The sequence below is a fragment of the Candidatus Pantoea persica genome (assembly GCF_013753875.1).
GTDB lineage: Bacteria > Pseudomonadota > Gammaproteobacteria > Enterobacterales > Enterobacteriaceae > Pantoea > Pantoea persica.
The window spans coordinates 1-22,524 of record NZ_SMDS01000006.1 but is presented as its reverse complement, the minus strand read 5'-3'; the positions used below and the strand labels follow the sequence as shown (position 1 = coordinate 22,524).

At 60.1% G+C, this 22,524-nt stretch carries 16 protein-coding genes and 8 pseudogenes; 6 read left to right on the top strand and 18 right to left on the bottom strand.

Features of this window, described 5'->3' with window-relative positions; all coding sequences use genetic code 11:
- Positions 1-151: 151 nt before the first annotated feature.
- The 3 genes and pseudogenes from hemG to EIO60_RS01730 all read right to left on the bottom strand — a co-directional run.
- Positions 152-688, bottom strand: a complete 537-nt coding sequence (gene hemG, locus EIO60_RS01740; protein ID WP_258575750.1) for a menaquinone-dependent protoporphyrinogen IX dehydrogenase — start codon at positions 686-688, stop codon at positions 152-154.
- A gap of 18 nt (positions 689-706) precedes the next feature.
- Positions 707-2,159, bottom strand: a pseudogene (trkH, locus tag EIO60_RS01735) (Trk system potassium transporter TrkH).
- Positions 2,160-2,184: 25 nt separating this feature from the next.
- A pseudogene (locus EIO60_RS01730) lies at positions 2,185-2,622 on the bottom strand (YigZ family protein); the annotation flags it as partial.
- Here EIO60_RS01730 and EIO60_RS01725 point away from each other — a divergent pair.
- Together EIO60_RS01725 and fadA are read left to right on the top strand one after the other, a co-directional pair.
- A pseudogene (locus tag EIO60_RS01725) lies at positions 2,616-3,103 on the top strand (3-hydroxyacyl-CoA dehydrogenase family protein); the annotation flags it as partial. The pseudogenes EIO60_RS01730 and EIO60_RS01725 overlap by 7 nt on opposite strands.
- 10 nt (positions 3,104-3,113) lie before the next feature.
- A pseudogene (gene fadA, locus EIO60_RS16410) lies at positions 3,114-4,237 on the top strand (acetyl-CoA C-acyltransferase FadA).
- Between the two features lie 61 nt (positions 4,238-4,298).
- On the opposite strand, the gene fre reads toward fadA, so the two are convergent.
- From fre to pepE, 3 genes and pseudogenes are all read right to left on the bottom strand, one after another.
- A complete protein-coding gene (fre, locus tag EIO60_RS01700) occupies positions 4,299-5,000 on the bottom strand; it encodes an NAD(P)H-flavin reductase (RefSeq protein WP_258575748.1) in 702 nt (233 codons plus the stop codon).
- Positions 5,001-5,023: 23 nt separating this feature from the next.
- On the bottom strand, positions 5,024-6,526 hold the full coding sequence (gene ubiD / locus EIO60_RS01695) for a 4-hydroxy-3-polyprenylbenzoate decarboxylase (RefSeq protein ID WP_258575747.1): 1,503 nt from the start codon (positions 6,524-6,526) through the stop codon (positions 5,024-5,026).
- 79 nt (positions 6,527-6,605) lie between these two features.
- Positions 6,606-7,323, bottom strand: a pseudogene (pepE, locus tag EIO60_RS01690) (dipeptidase PepE).
- A gap of 198 nt (positions 7,324-7,521) precedes the next feature.
- Here pepE and rfaH point away from each other — a divergent pair.
- Positions 7,522-8,011: pseudogene (gene rfaH / locus EIO60_RS01685) on the top strand (transcription/translation regulatory transformer protein RfaH).
- Here rfaH and tatD read toward each other — a convergent pair.
- The 10 genes and pseudogenes from tatD to udp form a co-directional block, all read right to left on the bottom strand.
- Positions 8,008-8,791, bottom strand: a pseudogene (tatD, locus tag EIO60_RS01680) (3'-5' ssDNA/RNA exonuclease TatD). The pseudogenes rfaH and tatD overlap by 4 nt on opposite strands.
- Positions 8,792-8,891: 100 nt before the next feature.
- Complete coding sequence (tatC, locus tag EIO60_RS01675; protein ID WP_258575746.1) at positions 8,892-9,650, bottom strand: Sec-independent protein translocase subunit TatC; 759 nt, start codon at positions 9,648-9,650, stop codon at positions 8,892-8,894.
- A 2-nt stretch (positions 9,651-9,652) separates the two neighbouring features.
- The gene (gene tatB / locus EIO60_RS01670; protein ID WP_258575745.1) at positions 9,653-10,189 is read right to left on the bottom strand and encodes a Sec-independent protein translocase protein TatB; all 537 of its coding nucleotides are present in this window, start codon (positions 10,187-10,189) and stop codon (positions 9,653-9,655) included.
- Positions 10,190-10,192: 3 nt separating this feature from the next.
- Positions 10,193-10,450 (bottom strand): Sec-independent protein translocase subunit TatA, encoded by a 258-nt coding sequence (tatA, locus tag EIO60_RS01665; protein ID WP_258575744.1) that lies wholly within the window; start codon positions 10,448-10,450, stop codon positions 10,193-10,195.
- 112 nt (positions 10,451-10,562) lie between these two features.
- Positions 10,563-12,200 (bottom strand): ubiquinone biosynthesis regulatory protein kinase UbiB, encoded by a 1,638-nt coding sequence (gene ubiB / locus EIO60_RS01660; RefSeq protein ID WP_258575743.1) that lies wholly within the window; start codon positions 12,198-12,200, stop codon positions 10,563-10,565.
- Entirely contained in the window at positions 12,197-12,802 is a 606-nt protein-coding gene (gene ubiJ / locus EIO60_RS01655) for a ubiquinone biosynthesis protein UbiJ (RefSeq protein ID WP_258575742.1), read from the bottom strand. Before ubiJ ends, ubiB begins: the two co-directional genes overlap by 4 nt.
- 12 nt (positions 12,803-12,814) lie before the next feature.
- A complete protein-coding gene (gene ubiE, locus EIO60_RS01650; RefSeq protein WP_258575741.1) occupies positions 12,815-13,573 on the bottom strand; it encodes a bifunctional demethylmenaquinone methyltransferase/2-methoxy-6-polyprenyl-1,4-benzoquinol methylase UbiE in 759 nt (252 codons plus the stop codon).
- 75 nt (positions 13,574-13,648) lie between these two features.
- Entirely contained in the window at positions 13,649-15,148 is a 1,500-nt protein-coding gene (rmuC, locus tag EIO60_RS01645; RefSeq protein WP_258575740.1) for a DNA recombination protein RmuC, read from the bottom strand.
- A gap of 119 nt (positions 15,149-15,267) precedes the next feature.
- A complete protein-coding gene (locus tag EIO60_RS01640) occupies positions 15,268-15,486 on the bottom strand; it encodes a hypothetical protein (RefSeq protein WP_258575739.1) in 219 nt (72 codons plus the stop codon).
- A gap of 518 nt (positions 15,487-16,004) precedes the next feature.
- Positions 16,005-16,760 (bottom strand): uridine phosphorylase, encoded by a 756-nt coding sequence (gene udp, locus EIO60_RS01635; RefSeq protein ID WP_258575738.1) that lies wholly within the window; start codon positions 16,758-16,760, stop codon positions 16,005-16,007.
- Between the two features lie 291 nt (positions 16,761-17,051).
- Here udp and EIO60_RS01630 point away from each other — a divergent pair.
- A pseudogene (locus tag EIO60_RS01630) lies at positions 17,052-17,860 on the top strand (dienelactone hydrolase family protein).
- 55 nt (positions 17,861-17,915) lie between these two features.
- Here EIO60_RS01630 and metE read toward each other — a convergent pair.
- Positions 17,916-20,186 carry a 5-methyltetrahydropteroyltriglutamate--homocysteine S-methyltransferase gene (metE, locus tag EIO60_RS01625; RefSeq protein ID WP_258575737.1) on the bottom strand — a complete coding sequence of 757 codons (2,271 nt, stop codon included), beginning with the start codon at positions 20,184-20,186 and terminating at the stop codon, positions 17,916-17,918.
- Positions 20,187-20,331: 145 nt separating this feature from the next.
- On the opposite strand from metE, the gene metR reads away from it, so the two are divergent.
- Entirely contained in the window at positions 20,332-21,258 is a 927-nt protein-coding gene (metR, locus tag EIO60_RS01620; RefSeq protein WP_258575736.1) for an HTH-type transcriptional regulator MetR, read from the top strand.
- A 19-nt stretch (positions 21,259-21,277) separates the two neighbouring features.
- Positions 21,278-21,739 (top strand): YehS family protein, encoded by a 462-nt coding sequence (locus tag EIO60_RS01615; protein ID WP_258575735.1) that lies wholly within the window; start codon positions 21,278-21,280, stop codon positions 21,737-21,739.
- Between the two features lie 32 nt (positions 21,740-21,771).
- On the opposite strand, the gene EIO60_RS01610 is transcribed toward EIO60_RS01615, so the two are convergent.
- On the bottom strand, positions 21,772-22,524 hold a 753-nt coding region (locus EIO60_RS01610), incomplete at its 5' end, for a carboxylate/amino acid/amine transporter (protein WP_258575734.1).

Here is a 22,524-nt window from a genome sequence, read left to right as displayed (position 1 = left end):
CGACTCAGCTGCCTGCACCTCCTGAACACCGCATTCCGTAAGCCGTTGTGCCGTGTCAGTGGAGGCGCGTTATAGGGAGTTCTTTCCGGCTGATAAGCGTTAATTGCAAAAAAATTATCGTCCGCAGCAAATTTCATCAAATCGCTGGCATTCACAGCGATTTGGCGGGTAAACGCACAAATTCTCGCGCGAAACGCGCCACCTGCTGCCAGTCGGTATACTCGACCTCTTTCGTTTTATCCGTTTCTCCGCCGGTCATACGCATGATCAGCTGAATCATGACCCGGTCAAACCAGCGATAGCGCGGATAACGCAGCGCGCCGGCAAACACCGCGCAGCACTCCGGCGCCCAGGGCGACTGCTGTAAGAACTTACGCGTATAGGCATTGGTTTGCGGTGAACGCTTTTCTGGCTTACGCGCGGTCAGGTTTACGCAGAAAAAACCGTTCGGCCGTTGCTGTAGCGTCTGCAAATGGGTTTTGATGAATTTCGCCACCGCCGGATGAAACTTGCCATAGCGGATCGAGGCGCCGATTAGCACGCGATCGTACTGCGCCCAGTCAACCGACCTGGCGTGCAGAATATTGAGTACGTCACACGTCTGCTGCGCCTTTATCTCATTGGCAATATAGGAGGCAATTTCGCGCGTTTGCCCGTCGCGGCTGGAGAAAAGGATCAACGCTTTCATCTTCACATCCTGTTTTGCTTATTCACGCCAGAAGGTCGGCGTAAAGAGAACCAGTAAGGTAAACACTTCGAGACGACCAAACAGCATGGTGGAGATCAGGATCCATTTCGCCACGTCATTCATTGAGGTGAAATTATCCGCTACCACGCCCAGGACGGGCCTCAGATTATTCAGCGTCGCTGCTACCGCCGCAAACGCGGAAAAGTTATCCACGCCGGTGGCGATAATCGCCAACATGCTGACCAGAAACACCAGATCATAGGCGGAAAAGAACCCCCTATACCGCTTCCAGAATACGTTCCGGCAGCGCGCGGTTGCCCTGCTTGATGGTATAGATCGCGTTCGGGTGCACCAGACGCTTCAACTCGCGCGAGCCCTGCTTGCAGAGCAGCAGGATGCGGATCACCTTCAGCCCGCCGCCGGTAGAGCTGGCCATGCCGCCGATAAACGCGGAGCAGAGCAGCAATACCGGCAGGAACAGCGGCCAGCGCGAAATGCTGTCGGTGGTGAAGCCCGCCGTGGTGGCCATCGATAACACCTAGAAAAAGGCCTGATTCAACGTCTGCCAGCCGCTGGCGTAAACGTTATGGAACCAGAGCACCAGCGTGCAGATAACCACCAGCGTCAGCTGTACGCCGATAAAGGTGCGGAACTCCGGGTCGCGCCAGTAAAAGCGCAGGTTGCGGTTGCTGAGCAGCGAAAAGTGCAGGCCGTAGTTACAGCCGGAGATCAGCTAAAAGATGGCGATGATGGTATTGATCGTGCCGCTGTTGAAATAGCCGACGCTGGCGTCATGGGTCGAGAAGCTGCCAATGGCAATGGTTGAAAAGCTGTGCCCTATCGCATCGAACAGCAGCATGCCCGCCAGCCAGAGCGCCACCGCGCAGGCCACCGTCAGCAAGACATAAATTAGCCAGAGCGTTTTGGCGGTCTCGGCGATGCGAGGCCGCATCTTATTGTCCTTCAGCGGGCCGGGCATTTCCGCGCGGTAGAGCTGCATACCGCCGACGCCGAGAATCAGCAGAATCGCTACCGCCAGCACAATGATCCCCATGCCGCCCAGCCATTGCAGCATCTGCCGGAAGAACAGAATTGCCTTCGGCATGGTGTCGAGTCCCACTAGCGTCGTCGCGCCGGTGGTGGTTCGGCCAGAGAACGATTCAAAGGAGGCATCGGTCACGGAGAGATGCGGCTGCTCGGCGAAGATGAAAGGCATCGCCCCGACGCTGCCCAGCACCTTCCAGAACAGCACCACGATCAAAAAGCCCTCGCGCGGCTTTAGCTCGGTACGCTGTTTGCGGTTTGACCACCACAGCAGCGAGCCAATCGCCAGCGACATCAAAAAAATCTGGCTGAACGTGTGTCCGGCGCCATCGCGATAAATTAAGGCCACCGGCCCCAGCACGATCATCGTGACGGAAAAGAGGATCACCAGCAGACCGACAATGCGGGTAATAGCGCGAAAGTGCATTCAGCCGTTCCTTAGAGAAGAGTTGTCAGGGTGTTAACGGATCGAGGCTCAGCGCGCCCCGGCTAAAGTCAGAAAGCGTCTGCCTGAAAGCCTCAATGTGCGCATAAGGCAGCGTCAGAGTGATACGGTCGAGATACACCACCTCGTCGAGCTGGCTGTCGAACCTCGCCAGCAGTCGCTCGATACCGCTGAGCTGAGCATAGTTGCACATCAGCATAAACCGCTTCATCGGCACTTTCCGTCGGCGCGCCAGCTGTTTCAGCCCCTGCTGCACGCCGCCGCCGTAGGCTTTTACCAGCCCACCGGTGCCAAGCATAATACCGCCGTAGTAGCGCACCACCACAGCGGTGATTTCGCCGATGTTCGCGCCCATCAGCTGCGCCAGCATCGGCTTGCCCGCCGTGCTGGAGGGTTCGCCATAATCGGAGAAGCTCAGCTGCTGCGAATCGTTCGGCGCGCATGCAGAAAGATTACCGCGACGCTATCGACGCGCTGTTCGAGGCGGGACGCTACGGCCAGAAAAACGGCAAGGGCTTCTATCTCTAGGAGAACGACAGCAAAGGCAAGGCGAAGAAAGTAACCGACGCCGAGGTGGATGCCCTGATCAACCCTGCCTGCGCCTCGTCACGCGTGTTCAATGATCAAGAGATCCTCAACCGCATGATGATCCCGATGCTTAACGAAGTGGTGCGCTGCCTCGAAGAGAAGACCGTCGCCTCGCCGGCCGAAGCCGATATGGCGCTGGTGTACGGCCTCGGCTTCCCGCCGTTCCGCGGCGGCGCGCTGCGCTATCTCGACATGCTCGGCAACAGCAACATGGTGGATCAGGCGAAACGCTATCAGGCTCTCGGCCCGCGCTGCTGCTGCTGCATAAGGCGCATCAGCATGAGCGCTGGTATCCCGCGGCCCAACCTATCGACGAAGCGGCGCGGCAAAGCGCCTGAAGGACGAAACATGGAAAATGTGGTGATTATTAATGCGGTTCGCACGCCGATGGGCCGCTCTAAAGGCGGCGCCTTTCGTCAGGTGCGGGCGGAAGATCTCTCGGCACACCTGATGCGCGAACTGCTCAGCCGCCATCCGGCGCTGGCGGCGGCAAGCCTGGACGATGTAGTCTGGGGCTGCGTGCAGTAGACGCTGGAGCAGGGTTTCAATATCGCGCGCAACGCGGCTCTGCTGGCGGAAATTCCTCACCGCGTGCCGGCGACCACCGTTAACCGACTGTGCGGCTCGTCGATGCAGGCGCTTCACGATGCGGCGCGCGCCATTATTGTGGGCGACGCGCACGCCTGCCTGGTGGGCGGCGTGGAGCATATGGGTCATGTGCCGATGAATCACGGCGTCGACTTTCATCCGGGGCTAGGCCGCACGGTGGCGAAGGCAGCGGGCATTATGGGCCTGACCGCAGAGATGCCGGCGCGCATGCACTATATCAGCCATCAGCCGCGAGCAGCAGGACGCCTTTGCGCTGCGCTCGCATCAGCGCGCCTGGGCGGCCACGCAGCGCGGCGACTTCCGGCGCTAAATCGTGCCGACCTACGGCCATGACGCCGACGGCGTGCTGAAACGCTACGACTACGATGAGGTGATCCTCAAGGAGACCAGCCTGGAAGGGCTGGCGGCACTGAGGCCGGAGTTCGAGCCGGCGAACAGCACGGTGACGGCGGGCAGCTCATCGGCGTTCTCCGACGGCGCCGCCGCGCTGCTAGTTATGAGCGAAAGCCGCGCGCGCGTAAGAAGCATGGCGGTTGTCGGCTGCGATCCGTCGATCATGGGCTACGGGCCGAGGCCGTCCAGCAAACTGTCACTGAAGCGCACCGGATTGGAGAGTAGAGGATATTGAGATCTTCGAGCTGAACGAGGCGTTTGCCGCGCAGACGCTGCCCTGCATCAAGGATCTCGGCCGGCTGGACAACAAGGTGAACCTGAACGGCGGCGCGATTGCGCTCGGCTGTTCCGGCGCGCGCATCAGCACCACGCTGCTGAATCTTATGGAGCAGCGCAACGCCCAGTTCGGCCTTGCCAGCATGTGCATCGGCTTAGGCCAGGGCATCGCGACCGTATTCGAACGTCTGTAACCGCTTCATTGCGCTAAGTGCTTTTCCTACCCGTTAGGGCGGGTTGTACCGCCTGAGCGAGCTAGATAAAGGCGAACGCGTCGCCAAACATCTGCCCTTCTTTCGCGCCGCGCTCGGCGCAAAAACGGTCACGCGCGATCTTCGCCATCTCGAAACGGCCGGCGATGTAGATGTCGTGCTCAGCCAGCGTGGAAAAGTCCTGCATCACGGCAGTCAGCACCGTGCCAGAACGTCCCTGCCAGCCCGCTTCCGGCTGCTCGACAACCGGGATCACCTTTAGGTTGGTATGCCTCACCGCCAGCGCGTTCAGTTCCTCCAGATCGTACAGATACTGCAGCTCGCGGCCGCCCCAGTAGATGGCGATATCGCGGTTCGGCTGCTGCGCCAGCGCGGTCAGCAGAATCGAGCGCGCGTAAGAGAAGCCGGTGCCGCCCGCAATCAGCACGATCGGACGGGTGCTGTTTTCCCGCAGCCAGGCGTCGCCGTGCGGAATATCGACGGTGATCTGGCGATCGTCGCGAATGCGGTCCATGACCGCCACGGCGTAGAGATTGAGATCGGAAGCGCCGATATGCAGCTCGATAATCTCTTTCTCCATCGGTGTCGAGGCGAGTGAAAACGGACGTTTATCGTGCTCGTCCATCACCACCATCAGATATTGCCCGGCGCGAAATGTGAAATCCGCTTCGGGGATCAGTCGAACGCGATATACTGTGTCGGTAATCGCTTCAACCGAGGTTACTTTACAGCTTAAGGTCGTCATGCGTTCCCTCTGTAGGGTCGTCATTATGGTTGTGCGCGTCGTCTGCGCTGCGACGGCTGATTAAAAATGCCTAAATCATCCCAGATCGCGTCGATACGCGCCGTCACAGTGGGATCTTTCACGATCGGACGTCCCCATTCGCGCTGGGTTTCGCCCGACCACTTATTGGTGGCATCCAGTCCCATCTTCGAGCCCAATCCGGAGACCGGCGAGGCGAAATCCAGATAGTCGATAGGCGTGTTTTCTACCAGGACCGTATCGCGCGCCGGCTCCATACGCGTGGTAATGGCCCAGATAACGTCGTTCCAGTCGCGCGCGTTTACATCGTCGTCACACACAATAACAAATTTGGTGTACATGAACTGCCGTAAAAACGACCAGACGCCGAACATGACGCGCTTGGCGTGGCCGGCGTACTGTTTTTTCATCGTCACTACCGCCAGGCGGTAGGAGCAGCCTTCCGGCGGCAGGTAGAAGTCGACGATCTCCGGGAACTGCTTGATCAGGATCGGCACCAGCACTTCGTTCAGCGCCACGCCCAGCACCGCCGTCTCGTCCGGCGGACGGCCAGTATAGGTGGAGTGATAGATGGCGTCCTGGCGCTGCGTCACGTGCGTTACGGTGAAAACCGGGAAGTTATCCACCTCATTGTAGTAGCCCGTGTGATCGCCATACGGCCCTTCCGGCGCCATATCGCCCGGCTCGATGTAGCCTTCCAGCACGATTTCTGCGCTGGCGGGCACTTCCAGATCGTTAGAGAGGCACTTCACCACTTCGGTTTTGTTGCCGCGCAGCAGACCAGCAAAGGCGTACTCCGACAGCGTGTCCGGCACCGGCGTCACCGCGCCAAGGATGGTCGCCGGATCGGCGCCGAGCGCCACTGACACTGGAAAACGCTCGCCGGGATGCGCCTGGCACCATTCCTGAAAATCGAGCGCGCCGCCGCGATGAGAGAGCCAGCGCATAATCAGGCGGTTTTTGACGATCACCTGCTGGCGGTAGATGCCGAGGTTCTGCCGCTCTTTGTGCGGCCCGCGCGTCACGGTCAGTCCCCAGGTAATCAGCGGCGCGGCGTCGTCCGGCCAACACTTCATTACCGGAATGCGCGACAGGTCGACCTCATCGCCGCTGTACACCACCTGCTGACAGGGCGCGTTGCGCAGCCGTTTGGTCGGCATGTTCAGCACCTGTTTGAACTGCGGCATCTTGTCGTACAGATCGCGGAAGCCTTTCGGCGGCTCCGGCTCTTTCAGGAACGCCAGCAGCTTGCCGACCTCGCGCAGGGCGCTGACCTCTTCTTGGCCCATGCCCATCGCCACCCGTTTCGACGTGCCGAACAGGTTACACAGCACCGGCATGTCGTAGCCTTTGGGGTTTTCAAACAGCAGCGCCGGACCGCCGGCGCGCAGCGTGCGGTCGGCGATTTCGGTCATTTCCAGTTCAGGATTGATAGACTGGCTAATACGCTTCAACTCGCCGCGCTGTTCCAGCAGCGTGAGGAAGTCTCGTAAATCGTGATATTTCATGCGGCCTTCGCTTCCTGCCAAAGTGAATCGGCCATTATAGGGCCGATTGTTAAGGCGTGTTGGGTTTTGTGCGGCAACCTTAGTAGCAGCGAAAGGGAATCAGCGACTGCAGCGCCGCCGCATGGCGCAGGGACTGGATCGGTTGGCCATGTCGTAACAATTAAAAATCTTCGTCCCGCGCGCTGAAATAGGTGAGCTGGTTTTCATGCACGTGCAGAAAACTCCCCTCGTGCAGCGCGATGACCGACTCGTCGGGATTGACGGCGCAAAATTCCGCCAGCCGCTCGTCGCGCGTTTCGCCCATGTGTCCGCTGGCCTGCGCGTCGAGCGAGATAGTGAGGATTGATCTGCACCGGAAACAGGCCCCGCGCGGGCAAGAGCACGCTGCTGCGCACCGGCATATCGTTGGTGGTGCGGATAGAGGGCGTCGCCACGTTGCAGCCGACGTAGGGTACGTTGCGTTCGCGCACCGCGCGCTGAATCGCCACGATCAGGCCGGTTTCGTGCAGCATCTGGTTGAGCAGCCAGGTATTACCGCCGCTGACCAGAATCAACTAGGCCTGCTCGATCGCCGCCACCGGCAAGGCGAAATCTGTACACAGCGCACCGTCACGCCCAGCGACGCGCCCAGTTCGGCAGCGCGCTGCTGGTGGTCGCCGCGAATGATGGCGTAAGGTACCAGCACCGCCGAGGCGATGCCGCGCTGGGCGATCATCGCGTGCAGCTGCGGCTGCGGCTGCGCATAGCAGCGGCGCATCGTCAGCCAGCTCGCCGTTACTCAATAAAAACAGTTCCATCAGCACATCCTTTCCTGCAAAGGTTGAGGATAATGAGTCTGATACAGCGCACCGCCGCTCGTCAATTCTCCTTTCTGCGCCGCCCGACGGACGCAGCGCGCGGCCTCTTTACCGGCAACCGCCGCTTTCCAGGCTGCGATGCGCTATAACTCTGGCAGCAGGTTTGCTATCCTTAGCGTCAATTCAGTGGGGGCATTTATGGAATTCTGGTACTTACTCTATTGTGTGCAAACGTGGACAGCTGCTGCGCGCGAAAGAGCATCTTGAGCGGCAGGAGGTGCATTGCCTCAGCCCGATGATCGCTCTGGAAAAAGTGGTGCGTAGCAAACGAACCACCGTGAGTGAGCCGCTGTTTCCCAACTATCTGTTTATCGAATTCGATCCGGAAGCGATTCACGCCACCACCATCAGCACGCGCGGCGTCAGCCATTTCGTGCGCTTCGGCATCCTGCCCGCCACGGTGCCCTCGGCGGTGATTGAAGCGCTGCAGACCGACGCGCCGCAAACCCTGATTGCCCCTGAAACGCCGCAGGTCGGCGATAAGGTCATTATCACCGAAGGCACCTTTGAGGTCCTGCGCGCCATCTTCGCCGAGCCCGATGGCGAAACCCGCTCTATGCTGCTGCTTAACCTGCTGAACAAACAGGTGATGCGCAGCGTCGATAACAAGCGCTTCCGCAAGCTCTAAGCCAGACGAAACAGCGCGCGCGCGTTGCGATCCACCTGCGCCGCCAGCGCCTCCTGCTCTTCCCCACGCCATTTCGCCACCTGCTGCACGATATGTGGCAGAAAACAGGGCTCATTGCGGCGCGACGTCGGCCGCGGATGCATATCGCGCGGCAGCAGATAGGGCGCGTCAGTCTCCAGCAGCAGGCGATCCGCCGGAATCAGCGGCAGCATTTCACGCAGCGCCAGCCCGCGACGTTCATCGCATACCCAGCCGGTAATCCCGATCGACAGCCCGAGCGCCAGACAGGCCTCCAGCTCCTCACGCGTGCCGGTAAAGCAGTGCACCACCGCGCCCGGCAGCTTCGGCAGCCAGGGCGACAGCACGCGCGGCAAAACGCGCGTGCGCCTTGCGACAGTGCAGAAACACCGGCATATTCAGTTCGGCGGCCAGCGCCAGCTGGGCGTCAAAGGCGTACTCCTGCTGCTCGTGCGCGGAGAGGTTGCGGTTGAAGTCGAGTCCGCATTCGCCAATCGCCACCACCTGCGGCCGCTCCGCTAGACGACACAGCGTATTCGCCGTCTCCTGCGACCACTCGCTGGCGTGATGGGGATGCACACCCGCCATCGACCAGCAAAAGTCGGGCTAACGCTCCGCCAGCCGCTGCGCCTGCTGACTCTCCAGCACGTTGGTTCCGGTGAGTAACATGCCGGTGACGCCCGCTTCGCGCGCGCGTTTGACCACCTTGTCGCGGTCGGTAGCGAATTGTGTGCTGGTCAGGTTTACACCGATATCAAACATAATTTTTCCCAAGACTCAAGACTAATTAAACAAAAACCGCCCATGCGGGCGGTTCGGTAACAGATTCTGCCCGCCGGAAACGGGAAGCGCACAAAACGCGTCAGGAATCAGTATGCTGCTCCACTTCCTGCGCCTGACGTCCCTTCCCGACGTAGTAACGCGAAAAGAATACGCCGACTTCAAACAGGCAGTACATCGGAATAGCGAGCAAAGTTTGCGAGAAAACGTCCGGCGGTGTGAGCAGCATCCCAACCACGAAGGCGCCGACCAGAATATAGGGACGTTTCTTTTTCAGCTCTTCCGGCGTGGTGATGCCGGTCCAGCAAATCAGCACAATCGCCACCGGCACCTCGAACGCCACGCCGAACACCATAAACAGCGTCATCACGAAGTCGAGATAGTTGGTGATATCGGTGGCGATGGTGACGCCCTGCGGCGCGGTTTTCGCAAAGAAGCCGAACGCCAGCGGAAAGACGATGAAATAGGCGAAGGCGACGCCGATGTAGAACAGCAGCGTGCTGGAGAAGAGCAGCGGCATCACCAGCCTGCGTTCATGACGGTAGAGCGCCGGGGCGACAAACGCCCACACCTGATAGAGGATCACCGGCACCGCGAGGAAGATCGACACGATAATGGTGAGCTTGATCGGGGTGAAAAACGGCGAGGCGACGTCGGTGGCGATCATGCTGGCGCCCGCCGGCATCTGGCTAATCAGCGGCGCGGCGACCATATGATAGATATCGTTGGCGAAATAGATCAGCATCATAAAAATCGCCAAGACCGCAATAATGCAATACAGTAGGCGCTTGCGCAGCTCAATCAGATGGCTGATAAGTGGTTGGGTCTCTTCAATGGCCATGGTTATCGTTCGCCACTTACCGAAGAGGGGGTTGCCGGACTGCGCGGCGCAGCCGGTTCAGGCCAGGCAACCGGCGCGTCTTTGGCCGCATCGGCTTTAGCGATATCAGCGGCGCGGGCGGCCGTCTCCGGCGCCTGCGCGCTGGCCAGGGTTTCGGCGCTGGCTGGCATCACGGATTCAGCCGGGCGCGGCGGCGGCGTATGGATGGTGTTGGCCTCATCTTCCGCTTTTTCGATGTCGATGCTTTGCTGTACCGAGCGCTTCATGGAGTCGGCGGTTTTGCGCAGCTCCTCTATCGACTCTTTCAGCTCAGGCGACATCGAGCCGCGGCTCGCCTCTTCCACTTTTTTCAGGCTGTCCTGCAGCTCCTGCAGTTTCAGTTCCTGCGCCAGTTCGTGCTGCACATTGGCAGCCAGTGACCGCATCGCCCGAATCCAGCCTACTACGGTTTTTATCGCAACTGGTAATCGCTGCGGGCCGAGCACAATCAGCCCAATCACGAACACCAATACCAGTTCACTAAAACCAATGTCGAACACGGCTTACACCTGCTTGTCGTTTTTAGCTTCTTCTTTGTTAGCCGAAGTTTGCTGTTGTTTATCCGCCAGCGTTTTAGCGCTGAAGTCAGCGTCATGCTGGGTAGGGTCCTGCTTCTTCTCTTCGTCGTCGCCCATGGCTTTTTTAAATCCCTTGATAGAGGAGCCGAGATCAGAGCCAAGGTTTTTTAACTTATTGGTGCCAAACAGAAGTACAACGATGACGGCAATAATTAACAATTGCCAGATACTGATACCGCCCATGAGATATAGCCTCTGATATTGCGAAAGAGTGAGATGTGTAATGTCAGCCAAAAGCCCTGATGACACCGGGCCTAAGGCTGCGACATTACCGCGATTCAGCCGTGGCTGACAATTAGTTTGTTTTACGCCAGCCGATCAGCCAGGCGACGAGCCCCGCCGCCATCAGCACCGCCGGAAAGAAATCCCAGTCCGGACGGCTCAGCAGCATGGCCGTGCCGCTTAACAGCAGGGTCGCGCCGACGCCAAACAGGTAGTGCGCCTTGTGGTGGCGCGTCTGCTGGGCGCGCATATCGCTGGTGAGCTTATCGACGCTGTGCTGCAAAATTTTATGGTACCGCATGCTTTCGTAGAATAGCTCCGGCAGCTCCGGCAGCTTCTCCGCCCAGAAAGGCGCCTTGTCTTTCACTGCGCGCCAGATGGCCGGAAGGCCGATCTGATCTTTGATCCACTCTTCGAGGAACGGCTTGGCGGTTTTCCACAGGTCGAGCTGCGGATAGAGCTGGCGGCCGATGCCTTCGATATAGAGCAGCGTTTTTTGCAGCAGCACCAGCTGCGGCTGCACTTCCATGTTGAAGCGACGCGCGGTGTTGAACAGATTCAGCAGCACGTGGCCGAAAGAGATCTCCGCCAGCGGCTTCTCGAAAATCGGCTCGCAGACGGTGCGGATGGCGAATTCGAAATCTTCAACGTTGGTATCCGGCGGCACCCAGCCCGAATCGACGTGCAGCTCCGCCACCTTGCGGTAGTCGCGGTTGAAGAAGGCGATAAAGTTTTCCGCCAGATAGCGCTTGTCCTCTTTGTTCAGCGAGCCGACGATGCCGCAGTCTATGCCGATATATTGCGGATCTTCTGGATGGTCGTAGCTGACGAAGATATTGCCCGGATGCATATCAGCATGGAAAAAGCTGTCGCGGAAGACTTGGGTAAAGAAGATCTGCACGCCGCGCTCCGCCAGCAGCTTCATGTTGACGCCGTGCTGCTCCAGCGTCACCACGTCGGAGATGGGAATGCCGTAGATGCGCTCCATCACCAGCATCGTTTCGCTGCAGTAGTCCGAATAGACCTCCGGCACGTAGAGCATGCGGCTGTCCTCGAAGTTACGCCGCAGCTGGATGGCGTTGGCCGCTTCGCGCAGCAGGTTCAGCTCGTCGATCAGGTTTTTTTCATAGTCGCACACCACTTCCATCGGACGCAGACGACGGCCGTCCGGCAGCAGACGCGGCACCCAGCGCGCCAGGCGGTAAATCAGCTTCATGTCCGCTTTGATCACCGGCAGGATATCGGGGCGAATCACCTTGATCACCACCTTTTTGCCGGTGCTTTTCAGGGTAGCGGTGTGCACCTGGGCAATCGACGCCGAGGCCAGCGGCTTGATATCAAAATCGTCAAACCAGGTCTCAATCGGGCCGCCGATCGATTTTTCGATCTGCGCCTTGGCCTTTACGCCGTCGAAAGGCGCGACGCGATCCTGCAGGATCGCCAGCTGGTCAGCGATAATCGGCGGAAAGAGGTCGCGGCGGGTAGAGAGCATCTGCCCGAACTTGATCCACACCGGGCCCAGCTGCTCCATCGCCAGCCGCAGGCGAACACCAATCTCTTCGTCTTTATGCCTGTTAGGGATCCAGAAAACAGTGCGGCGCCAGAGGCGCAGCGGGATAGTCAGGCGCATGCGGGGAATCAGTTCATCAAGACCGTAGGTCAAAAAGATCCTGATGATGAAATACAAACGGCGAATCTCACCAAACGTCATTTCGCCTCCAGCTGCGCTAAACGCGCAGTCAGCGCATCAAGCGAACGTTCCATCGCGTCCACCTCCTCAGAAAACCACGCCAGTTCCAGCGCGCCTGGCGCGACACGCCATTCTTCGGTTAGCGCCTGCCCCAGATAATCCTGACGACGCGCCACCTCGCAGCGTAGCCGCTTCAGCGCGCGCTGCCCCGCCTGACTCACGCCCTGCGCGGCGATATCGCCGATCCAGGGCGCCAGATATTCCGCCGGATCCAGCTCCGCTAGATCGATAAGCGCGGAAAAGCGCTGTACGACCTGAAAGTCGCCTTCGACCTGTAGTTCACCGCTACGGATCAGGCTGGTGAGCTGCTGGCGGTCGCGCAGTTTCGGCAGGGTTTTCAGCTGGGGGATCACCGTGCAGTCGCTGCTGTCCTGCCAGTCGCTCAGCACATCCAGCTGCTGCTCGCTAAACACCAGCACCAGCGGATGTGACAGCTCCGCAAGGCGGATCGTCAGCACCTGTCCCGCCAGACGCTGGCGCGCGGCCTTCAGGCCTGGCTCGCGATACAGCATGCGGTTCAGGGCGGTTTCGAGAGCCGCATTAATTAAGAGCGTTAGGCGCATCAACATATCCGATTAAAACTTAAATCCGCGATGCAGCGCGACGATGCCGCCGGTCATGTTAGAATAGGTGGTGTTCTCGAATCCGGCGTCGTTCATCATCGCCTTCAGGGTTTCCTGATCGGGATGCATGCGGATCGACTCCGCTAGGTAGCGGTAGCTTTCGGCGTCCTGCGCCACCAGCTGACCGACGCGCGGCAGAATGTGGAACGAGTAGGCGTCGTAGGCTTTGCTGAGCGGTTCAATCAGCGGTCGGGAGAACTCCAGCACCAGCAGGCGTCCGCCGGGCTCAAGCACGCGGTACATCGAAGCCAGCGCCTTTTCTTTGTCGGTCACGTTGCGCAGGCCGAAGGAGATGGTGATGCAATCGAAATAGTTATCCGGGAAAGGCAGCGCTTCCGCGTTGGCCTGCACGTAGCTAACGTTGCCGACCACGCCGAGATTGCGCAGTTTCTCGCGACCCATCTTCAGCATCGAGCTGTTGATGTCCGCCAGCACCACCTGGCCAGTATCGCCCACTAGGCGCGAAAACTTCGCCGTTAAATCGCCGGTGCCGCCCGCCAGGTCGAGCACGCGCTGTCCGCGGCGCACGCCGCTGCTGTCGATGGTAAAACGCTTCCAGATGCGATGGATGCCGAAGGACATCAGATCGTTCATCAGGTCATATTTCGCCGCTACGGAGTTAAAAACGTCTGCGACTTTGTCCGCTTTCTCACTTTTGGCGACGGTCTGAAAGCCAAAATGGGTAGTTTCCTGCTGTGATTCATCTACCATCGTTTTTACCTGTTCCACAAACAATACTCCCCGAAGTGTATCAGAGTCAAGGTAGTCAGGCACGTTGCGACCAGCTTATTCGTGGAGCCGTCTCACACGCGCCTCCATCCCGTTGGTAAAAGTCTCTGGCCGCTCCTCTTCATCCCACGCCTTCTCCGGCATCGCCTGCTCGACCAGCTGAGGATTAATCGAGCGCTTAACCTCCACGCCCAGCGATTTAAACGCCTCGCTCTGGGCAATAAGGTTGCCACGCCCTTCCGCCAGCTTTTTCATCGCCTCGCGGTAGCTGTGATGCGCCTTATCGAGACTGTGGCCTATGCCGCTCATATCATCAACAAACAGCCGCATCTTGTCGTACAGGCGCGCCGCGCGGTCGGCGATGCGCTGCGCATTGCGGCTCTGGTGCTCGTAGCGCCAGAGGTTGTTGATGGTGCGCAGCGCCACCAGCAGCGTTGTGGGGCTGACCAGCATGATATTTTGCTGCAGCGCCTCGCTGATCAGCTCTGGCTGGCGGTCGATAGCCAGCAAAAACGCCGGCTCAACCGGAATAAACATCAACACATAATCGAGCGAGCGTAAACCGGCAAGTTGTTGATAATCTTTACGGCTCAGCAGACGGATATGGCTGCGCACCGCGGCGACGTGCTCCTGCAGCGCCTGCTCGCGCGTCACCTCGTCTTCAGCATTGAAGTAGCGCTCGTAGGCCACCAGCGTCATTTTGGCGTCCACCACTACATCTTTGCCCTGCGGCAGCCGCACGATCACATCCGGTTGCATTCGCCCCTGCTGCTCCGACTGCAGGCTGACCTGCGTCTGATACTCGTGCCCCTCGCGCAGGCCGGAGGCCTCCAGCACGCGGCTCAGCACCACTTCGCCCCAATTGCCCTGGATCTTGTTGTCGCCCTTGAGCGCTTTGGTAAGGTTGATCGCTTCCTGCACTATCTGCGCGTTCAGCTGCTGCAGCTGGCGGATCTCATGCGCCAGCGTATGCCGCTCGCGCGCCTCCTGGCCGAAGCTTTCGTGCACTTGGCGGCGAAAGCCCTCCAGCTGCTCGCGCAGCGGCGCGATCAGGCCGTTGAGGCTCTGGCGGTTCTGTTCATCGACGCGGCGGCCGCTGTTTTCGAAAATACGGTTGGCGAGGTTTTCGAACTGGGCGCTGAGGCGCTGTTCGCTGTTGGTGAGCAGACGCTGCTTCTCTTCGGCGGCGAAGCGCGTCTCTTCGAGGCGGATAGTGACTTCGCGCAGCTCGGCTTCCTGCGCGCTGTTGACCTCCAGCTGATTGCGCAGCTCGCAGTTAAGCTGTTCGCACTCGCCGCGCCAGTAGTTGAGCTGCTGTAGCCGCTCCTGCGCGCCACTCAGCGTGCCGTGCAGCTGGCGTAGCTCGTTCTCGCGCTGCTGCAGAAGCTGTTGCTGCTGTTCAAGCTGCTGCTGCTGGCGCTGCTGCGCCTCCTGCTGCAGGCGGCGCTCGATGGTAAAGCTGGCGGCCTGCTGGCTGGCACGCAGCTGCGCCAGCATCCAGCCGATGCCCACTCCGGCCAGCGCCAGAGCGGCGTTGATTAAGATCTGCTGATCCATAATTCCCCTCGCGACGCGCGTTGCTGGAGGAGAAAGTAGAGCCGTACTGTAGCAATGTCCAGACTAATTTAGGCCCGCCGCAGCCGTTACAGTGCCCTCACCTGCAGCTCGCCCGCTTTCTAGGCGTCCGTCAGGAAAAAGGGCATCGGCAACAAAATCCACGCGTCGCCCTTCACCTGCGCCAGATAGACAACGGCGCTGCCGCCCCAGGTCAGCTCCACGGGCTGCGTCTCGCCCGCGTTCACCGTCACCTTGCCCACCATGCTGGCGAAGCCAGCGTTGCTGCCAACGTGAAAGCGGTCGGTGCGCCAGCGCGCACCGGCGCGTGCGGCAGCCAAGGCTGCGCCTGGTGGAAGTGGAATATCTCATCGTGGCTGAGCAGGCTTTCCCGCACCATCGGGCACAGCATCGCTTTGAGGAAGTACTGATCGGATAACGTTCTGTTCGGGCTTGCTGAGATCGATCGACTCTGGCCGCTCCGCCGGAAAGGGGACGCGCGCGCCCTAGCGGAAGCGCGCATCCGCGCCATTCAACGCCTCCAGGCCATATTTCGCCAGCTCGTCATGCTTGTTCATCCAGCCGCACAGCTCCGCCAGCCCGTCGAGCCAGTTTTCCGACGCGGCAACGCGCAGCGTAGGCGGCGCCTGATCTGTGCGGCGGCGTCATAGCGCTACTGCGCCATATGCTGGTGGAAACGCGCGGCAGCATTCTCAAGGCGTGCCTGCAGGGCGGCAGAAGGCGGGGTTACAGCAGGTCTTTGTCGGGGCGGTGTCTGGCGCATAGGACAATCCTGGCTTTTGCTGTAAAGAACAGCTACGAGCGGGGCGCCTCTGCCAGCCGCGCCCGCCTGAAAGCATTATAACAAACGTTGCGCCGCTTCGACCACGATTTTCACCGCATCGCTTTCGGTTTGCTTCATGGTCGCCGCATCCGGGATCTCTTTCTGCGTGCGGTTGACGATCACGCTCGCAACCATGCCCGCGCGCAGCCCTTGGCTGGCGCACATGGTTAGCAGCGTGGCGGATTCCATCTCGTAATTGAGCACGCCCATTTGCTGCCACTCTTTTATCGCCCCCTGGAAGCGGCTGACGACGCGGCCGGAGAAGGTGTCATAGCGTTCCTGGCCGGGATAGAAGGTATCCGACGAGGCGGTCACGCCGATATGCGTGGTCGCGCCGCACGCTTCCGCCGCCGCGACCAGCGCGGTGGTGCAGGCGAAATCCGCAACTGCCGGGAACTCCATCGGCGCGAAGTGCAGGCTGGCGCCGTCGAGACGCACCGCGCCGGTCGTGACCAGTACGTCGCCGACGTTGATGTACGGCTGAATCGCACCGGTGGTGCCGACGCGTAGGAAGGTGCGCACGCCAAGCTGTGCCAGCTCTTCCACCGCGATCGAGGTTGACGGACCGCCGATGCCAGTCGAGCAGACCACTACCGGCTTGCCGTCTAACTTCGCCAGCCAGGAGGTGAATTCACGGTGCGATGCCAGCGACTGCGCATCTGACATCAGCCCGGCGATTTTCTTAACGCGCTCCGGGTCGCCGGGAACGATGGCCAAGGTGGCGCCCTGAAGGTCGGCTTTGGTCAGGCCAAGGTGAAAAACGTCAGACATAGCAAACTCCTGCACAGGTAGGTGAAGCACGCCACTTTACGCGACCACGCTGCAACTTTTTATGATTTTCATCACCAGAAAAAATCTGCGTTACACAATAATGTAATATTGATCACATTATTGACTACTTCAGAATCGCTTTGCTACAAGCTGAATGCGCCATCACACGCAGCAATGTTAAAGAGGAAGGTTATTTTATTCGTTCCCGACCCTGTTCCCGGTCTCTGGACCAGACGCGATCTGGCCAAGCTATAGTTACGTGATTACGCTACCGCCAGCACGGAGAAAAAAATGAAAACCGAAGACAATATGGCACAGAAATCCTCTACGGGTGGCTTTGCACTGCCGTCCAGCCGACAGCCTCGACCACCATCCATACGGACAGTCCCGATATTCAAAGCGGCGAAACGTCCGTACCGAGCCAGGGCGAAAACATGCCCGCCTGGTACGCCCGCCCCAAAGAGGCCAGCGGTCCGCTGCCGGTAGTGCTGGTGGTGCGGGAGATCTTTGGCATGCATGAGCATATCCGCGATATCTGCCGCCGCCTGGCGCTGGAGGGCTACCAGGCGATCGCGCCAGAGCCTTACTTCCGCGAAGACGATCCCAACGATTATCACGACATCCCTATCCTGTTCAGCGAGCTGGTCAGCAAAGTGCCGGATACCCAGGTGCTTGCCGATCTCGACCACGCCGCCAACTGGGCGGCGCGCAACGGCGGCGCTATTCGCTCATGGGCATTACCGGCTTCTGCTGGGGCGGGCGCATCAGCTGGCTGTATGCCGCGCACAATCCGCAACTGCGTGCCGCGGTCGCCTGGTATGGCCGCCTGCTCGGCGAGAAAACCATGAAGCAGCAGAAGCACCCGATCGATATCACGGTCGATCTCGGCGAGCCGGTGCTGGGCCTGTACGGCGGACAGGATGAGGGCATTCCGCTGGAGAGCGTGGAGCAGATGCGTCAAGCGCTGCACGCCGCCAACGCCAAGGCGGAAATCGTGGTCTATCCCGATGCGTGCCACGCCTTCAACGCCGACTATCGCCCTAGCTACCACGCGCAATCCGCGCAGGATGGCCTGGTTTAAGCAGTTCGGCGTCGTCTGATCTCGCCATAAAAAAAGGGGGCGCCACGCGCCCCTCTCTCAACGTTTTCTCAGCATTAAACCGTCTCGCTGCGCAGCTTGCGCGCCGCCTCTACCATATTCGCCAGAGCCTGACGGGTTTCCGTCCAGCCGCGCGTTTTCAGGCCGCAGTCCGGGTTGACCCACAGGCGCGCTGCCGGCACGCTCTGCGCCGCCTTGCGCAGCAGATTCTCTATCCACGCTACGTTCGGCACATTTGGCGAATGAATATCGTAGACGCCCGGGCCGATTTCATTCGGGTATTCAAACGCCTTAAAGGCGTCCAGCAGATCCATATCGGAGCGCGAGGTTTCGATAGTGATCACGTCCGCGTCCAGCGCCGCAATGGCATCCATAATGTCGTTGAATTCGCAGTAGCACATATGGGTGTGGATCTGAGTTTCGTCCTTCGCCACCGCGGCGTTCAGGCGGAAAGCATCCACCGCCCACTTCAGATAGGCGGCCCAGTCGGACTGGTGCAGCGGCAGCCCCTCGCGCAGCGCCGGCTCGTCAATCTGGATAATGCCGATGCCGGCCGCCTCCAGATCCGCCACCTCGTCGCGCAGCGCCAGCGCGATTTGCTTCGCGATGGTTTCACGCGGCACGTCTTCGCGTGGGAAGGACCAGCAGAGTATGGTGACCGGGCCGGTCAGCATCCCTTTTACCGGCTTGTTGGTCAGCGACTGCGCATACTTCGCCCACTCGACGGTGATCGGCCGTGGGCGGCTGACGTCGCCGATAATCACCGGCGGCTTCACGCAGCGCGAGCCGTAGCTCTGCACCCAGCCGTTCTGGGTAAAGACGAAGCCGTCAAGGTTCTCACCGAAATATTCCACCATGTCGTTGCGCTCTGCCTCGCCGTGCACCAGCACGTCAAGCCCCAGACGCTCCTGCTCGGCGATCGCCTGCCTGATCTGTTCGACGATACCGGCGCGATAGCGATCGCCGTCAATAGCGCCTTTTTTAAAGTCGAGACGCAGACCACGGATCTCCGGGGTTTGCGGGAAAGAGCCGATGGTAGTGGTCGGCCAGGCGGGCAGACTGAAGCGACGGCGCTGGGCTTTGGCGCGCTCGGGATAGGCGCTCTGACGTTCGACGTCCTGGGGCTGAACGGCGGCGAGACGCTGCGCCACCGCGGCGTTGTGCACGCGCGGCGAGCGGGTGCGGGTGCGGATCGGCGCGCTCCACGCCGCCAGCAAGGCGGCGTCGTTTTCGTTCAGCGCGCGGCTCAGCAGCTTCAGCTCGGCGCATTTTTGCAGCGCGAAGGCGAACCAGCTTTTCACCTCGTCGTCGAGGCGGGTCTCTACGCTTAAATCGATTGGGCTGTGCAGCAGCGAACAGGAGGAGCCGATCCACAGCTGCCGACACTGCCCGGTAAGCAGCTGCAGGCGCTCGAACCAGCGGCTGAGGTCGGCGCGCCAGACGTTGCGGCCGTTAATGACGCCGAGAGAGAGCAGCCATTCCGCCGGCAGCTGCTGGTGCAGCTGCAAAGGGTCATCACTGCCATGCACCAGATCGACGTGCAGGCCCTGCACCGGCAGCGCGCGGATGACGTCGAGGTTCTGGCCGATGCTGTCGAAATAGGTGGTCAGCAGCAGCTTCACCTCGCCCTGCAGCGCAGCGTAAGCGGGCCGGAAGGCGTCGCGCCACGCCTGCGACAGCTCCAGCGCCAGCGCCGGCTCGTCGATCTGCACCCATTCGATGCCGCGCTGCCGCAGCTCGTCCAGCAACTGTCGGTAGACCGGCACTATCCCCTCCAGCAGCGACAGGCGGTCAAACTGTTCGCCTTTGACCTTGCCCAGCCACAAATAGGTCACCGGACCGAGCAGCACCGGCTTTATCTTGTGGCCCAGCGCCAGCGCCTCGTCCACCTCGTCCAGCAGCTGCGTCCAACTCAGTTTGAATTGCTGCTCCTGTGTGAACTCCGGCACGATGTAGTGATAGTTGGTGTTGAACCACTTGGTCATCTCCGCTGCCGCCGCCGGTTCGCCGCTGGGTGCGCGGCCGCGGCCAATGCGAAACAGCGTATCGAGATCGACCTCGCCTTGCGGATTCTGATGGCGCGCCGGCACGTTACCCAGCAGCAGGCTGGTGGTCAGTACGTGATCGTACCAGGCGAAATCGCCGACCGGCAGCAGATCCACGCCGGCCTCTTTCTGCTGTTGCCAGTGGCGGGCACGCAGTTCGCGGCCGACCGCCAGCAGCTCTTCCTGTGTGGCGTTGCCCGCCCAGTAGCGTTCCTGCGCTTTTTTCAGCTCGCGACGTAGACCAACGCGGGGGAAGCCGAGGGTATGGTTCAAAATGGTCATTCGCTGTTCTCCTGATACTCTTTCTTTTGGGCGTCGTCCGGCCAGCAAGAGATGCTTAGCCGTCCAGATGTTTACACCGCCATATTCTGTGGGTACTGTATGTTCTTCAAGCGCAAATTGTTCAATCTCGATGTGAAGGACTCTCATGATCGAACTCAAGCATCTGCGGACGCTCCAGGCCCTGCGTCATACCGGCTCGCTGGCCGCCGCCTCCGCACAGCTTCATCAGACACAATCCGCGTTGTCCCACCAGTTCAGCGATCTCGAACAGCGGCTGGGATTTCGCCTGTTCGTGCGCAAAAGCCAGCCGCTGCGCTTTACCCCGCAGGGCGAAATTCTGCTGCAGCTGGCGGAGCAGGTGCTGCCGCAGATCCAGCAGGCGCTGCTGGCATGTCACGAGCCGCATCAGGCGACGCTGCGCATCGCTATCGAGTGCCACAGCTGCATTCAGTGGCTGACGCCCGCGCTGAATAACTTCCGCCAGAGCTGGCCGCAAGTGGTGATGGACTTCAAGTCGGGCGTGACGTTCGATCCGCAGCCTGCGCTACAGCAGGGCGATCTGGACGTGGTGCTGACCTCCGATATCCTGCCGCGCAGCGGCCTGCACTACACGCCGATGTTTGATTTTGAGGTGCGGCTGGTGCTGGCGCCCGATCACCCGCTGGCGCAGGTTGAGCGCATTTCGCCGGAACAGTTAGCGGAAGAGATTTTGCTAATCTATCCGGTACAGCGCCAGCGACTCGATATCTGGCGCCATTTTTTACAGCCGGCCGGCGTCAGTCCGGCGCTGAAAAGCGTCGATAATACGCTGCTGTTGATTCAGATGGTGTCGGCGCGCATGGGCATCGCCGCGCTGCCGCACTGGGTAGTAGAAAGCGTTGAAAAACAGGGGCTCATCGTTACCCGAACGCTGGGAGAAGGCTTGTGGAGCCGCCTGTACGCCGCGGTGCGCGACGGCGAGCAGCGCCAGCCGGTGCTGGAAGCCTTTACCCGCTTCGCCCGCCAGCACGCCTGCGAACATCTACCTTTCGTCCGCGATGCAGCGCAGCCCGGCGCGATTTTGCAACGTTAAGGGACAATTTCCCCTATAAATGCGCAGCCTGCGCTTTATGCTGGACCTCAGCGACGCCAGAGTGGTGGAGATTTTTGCGCTGGCCGACAGCGAAGTGCCGCTGGCCGACGTCCAGGCGTGGATGAAAAAAGAGGACGACGCGGCCTTTAAACCGCTGCCAGATGTACTGATGGGCTACTTCCTGAACGGCCTGATCTTCTTCCGTCGCGGCAAAAACGACGAAGCGCCAGCACCTTCAATTGAGCGCCGCATGAACAACAATATATTCATGAAAAAACTGCGTATCGCCTTCGATCTGAAAACCAGCGATACTCCGGCGGTGCTGGCCAAAGCCAACTTTACCGTTTCTCAGGCGGAGATCGGTGCCATCTTTCGCAAGCCGGACCACAAGAACTACCGCGAGTGCGGCGACCAAATTATGCGTAACTTCCTGAAGGGGCTGACCATGATGCAGCGCCCCACCGCAGGCAAACCCGCCTGACAAAAAAGGCATCGCTCAGCGATGCCTGATGGCTACTTTCGGCTGTTTCCCACGACCCAACGCTTGTGCACGTAGAGCGAGGCGAAAATTACCAGCGCACCGGCGATAAAGCTGGGCCAGTGCGGCTTCTGCTGCCAAATCGCCAGGTTAACCAGCAGCCCCGACGGCACATGCATATTGTTCATAATGCCCAGCGTTCCCGCATCGACCTGCGTCGCGCCATAGTTCCACATGAAATAGCCCAGCCCTGACGCCGCCACGCCCAGCCAGACTAGAATGCCCCACTGCAGCGAGGTGGTCGGCAGCTTGTGCGGGTTGCCCCAGAGCGCCCAAGCGATCACGGCGATTAGCACCGCGCCAAGGTAAAACCAAGAGAAGGCGGTGTGCTGCGGCATCGGCCGCACCTCCTGCAGGCGCTTGTAGCCGACTATTCCCACCGCAAAGCAAATATTCGCCAGCTGCACCATCAGCAGACCGAACCAGAAATGGTCGCTGACCTTGTCGTAGCGGATAATCGCGGCACCCGCGACCGCCAACAGCGTGCTGAAGAGGTAGCCGATGCGCAGCGGCCGGCGGCTGAGCAGGTCATAAATCAGCGTCACGTACAGCGGCGTCATCACGGTAAACAGCAGGAACTCCGACATGCTAAGGTAGAGATACGCCTCGAAGCTGATGAGATACATAATGCCGAGCTGCAGCATACCCACCAGCATATAGAGCAGCAGCGTCGACGGCCGATGGCCGCGCCAGCGCAAAAAGGGCAAAAACACCAGCGCCGCCAGCGC

Excerpts from the sequence above, each read along its gene's own strand:
- rmuC (WP_258575740.1), bottom strand. The coding sequence starts at position 15,148 with ATGGATCAGCAGATCTTAATCAACGCCGCTCTGGCGCTGGCCGGAGTG.
- tatA (WP_258575744.1), bottom strand. The coding sequence starts at position 10,450 with ATGGGCGGTATCAGTATCTGGCAATTGTTAATTATTGCCGTCATCGTT.
- hemG (WP_258575750.1), bottom strand. The coding sequence starts at position 688 with ATGAAAGCGTTGATCCTTTTCTCCAGCCGCGACGGGCAAACGCGCGAA.
- fre (WP_258575748.1), bottom strand. The coding sequence starts at position 5,000 with ATGACGACCTTAAGCTGTAAAGTAACCTCGGTTGAAGCGATTACCGAC.
- ubiJ (WP_258575742.1), bottom strand. The coding sequence starts at position 12,802 with ATGCGCCTAACGCTCTTAATTAATGCGGCTCTCGAAACCGCCCTGAAC.
- udp (WP_258575738.1), bottom strand. The coding sequence starts at position 16,760 with ATGTCTGACGTTTTTCACCTTGGCCTGACCAAAGCCGACCTTCAGGGC.
- tatC (WP_258575746.1), bottom strand. The coding sequence starts at position 9,650 with ATGGCCATTGAAGAGACCCAACCACTTATCAGCCATCTGATTGAGCTG.
- EIO60_RS01615 (WP_258575735.1), top strand. The coding sequence starts at position 21,278 with ATGCGCAGCCTGCGCTTTATGCTGGACCTCAGCGACGCCAGAGTGGTG.
- ubiD (WP_258575747.1), bottom strand. The coding sequence starts at position 6,526 with ATGAAATATCACGATTTACGAGACTTCCTCACGCTGCTGGAACAGCGC.
- ubiB (WP_258575743.1), bottom strand. The coding sequence starts at position 12,200 with ATGACGTTTGGTGAGATTCGCCGTTTGTATTTCATCATCAGGATCTTT.
- ubiE (WP_258575741.1), bottom strand. The coding sequence starts at position 13,573 with ATGGTAGATGAATCACAGCAGGAAACTACCCATTTTGGCTTTCAGACC.
- metR (WP_258575736.1), top strand. The coding sequence starts at position 20,332 with ATGATCGAACTCAAGCATCTGCGGACGCTCCAGGCCCTGCGTCATACC.
- metE (WP_258575737.1), bottom strand. The coding sequence starts at position 20,186 with ATGACCATTTTGAACCATACCCTCGGCTTCCCCCGCGTTGGTCTACGT.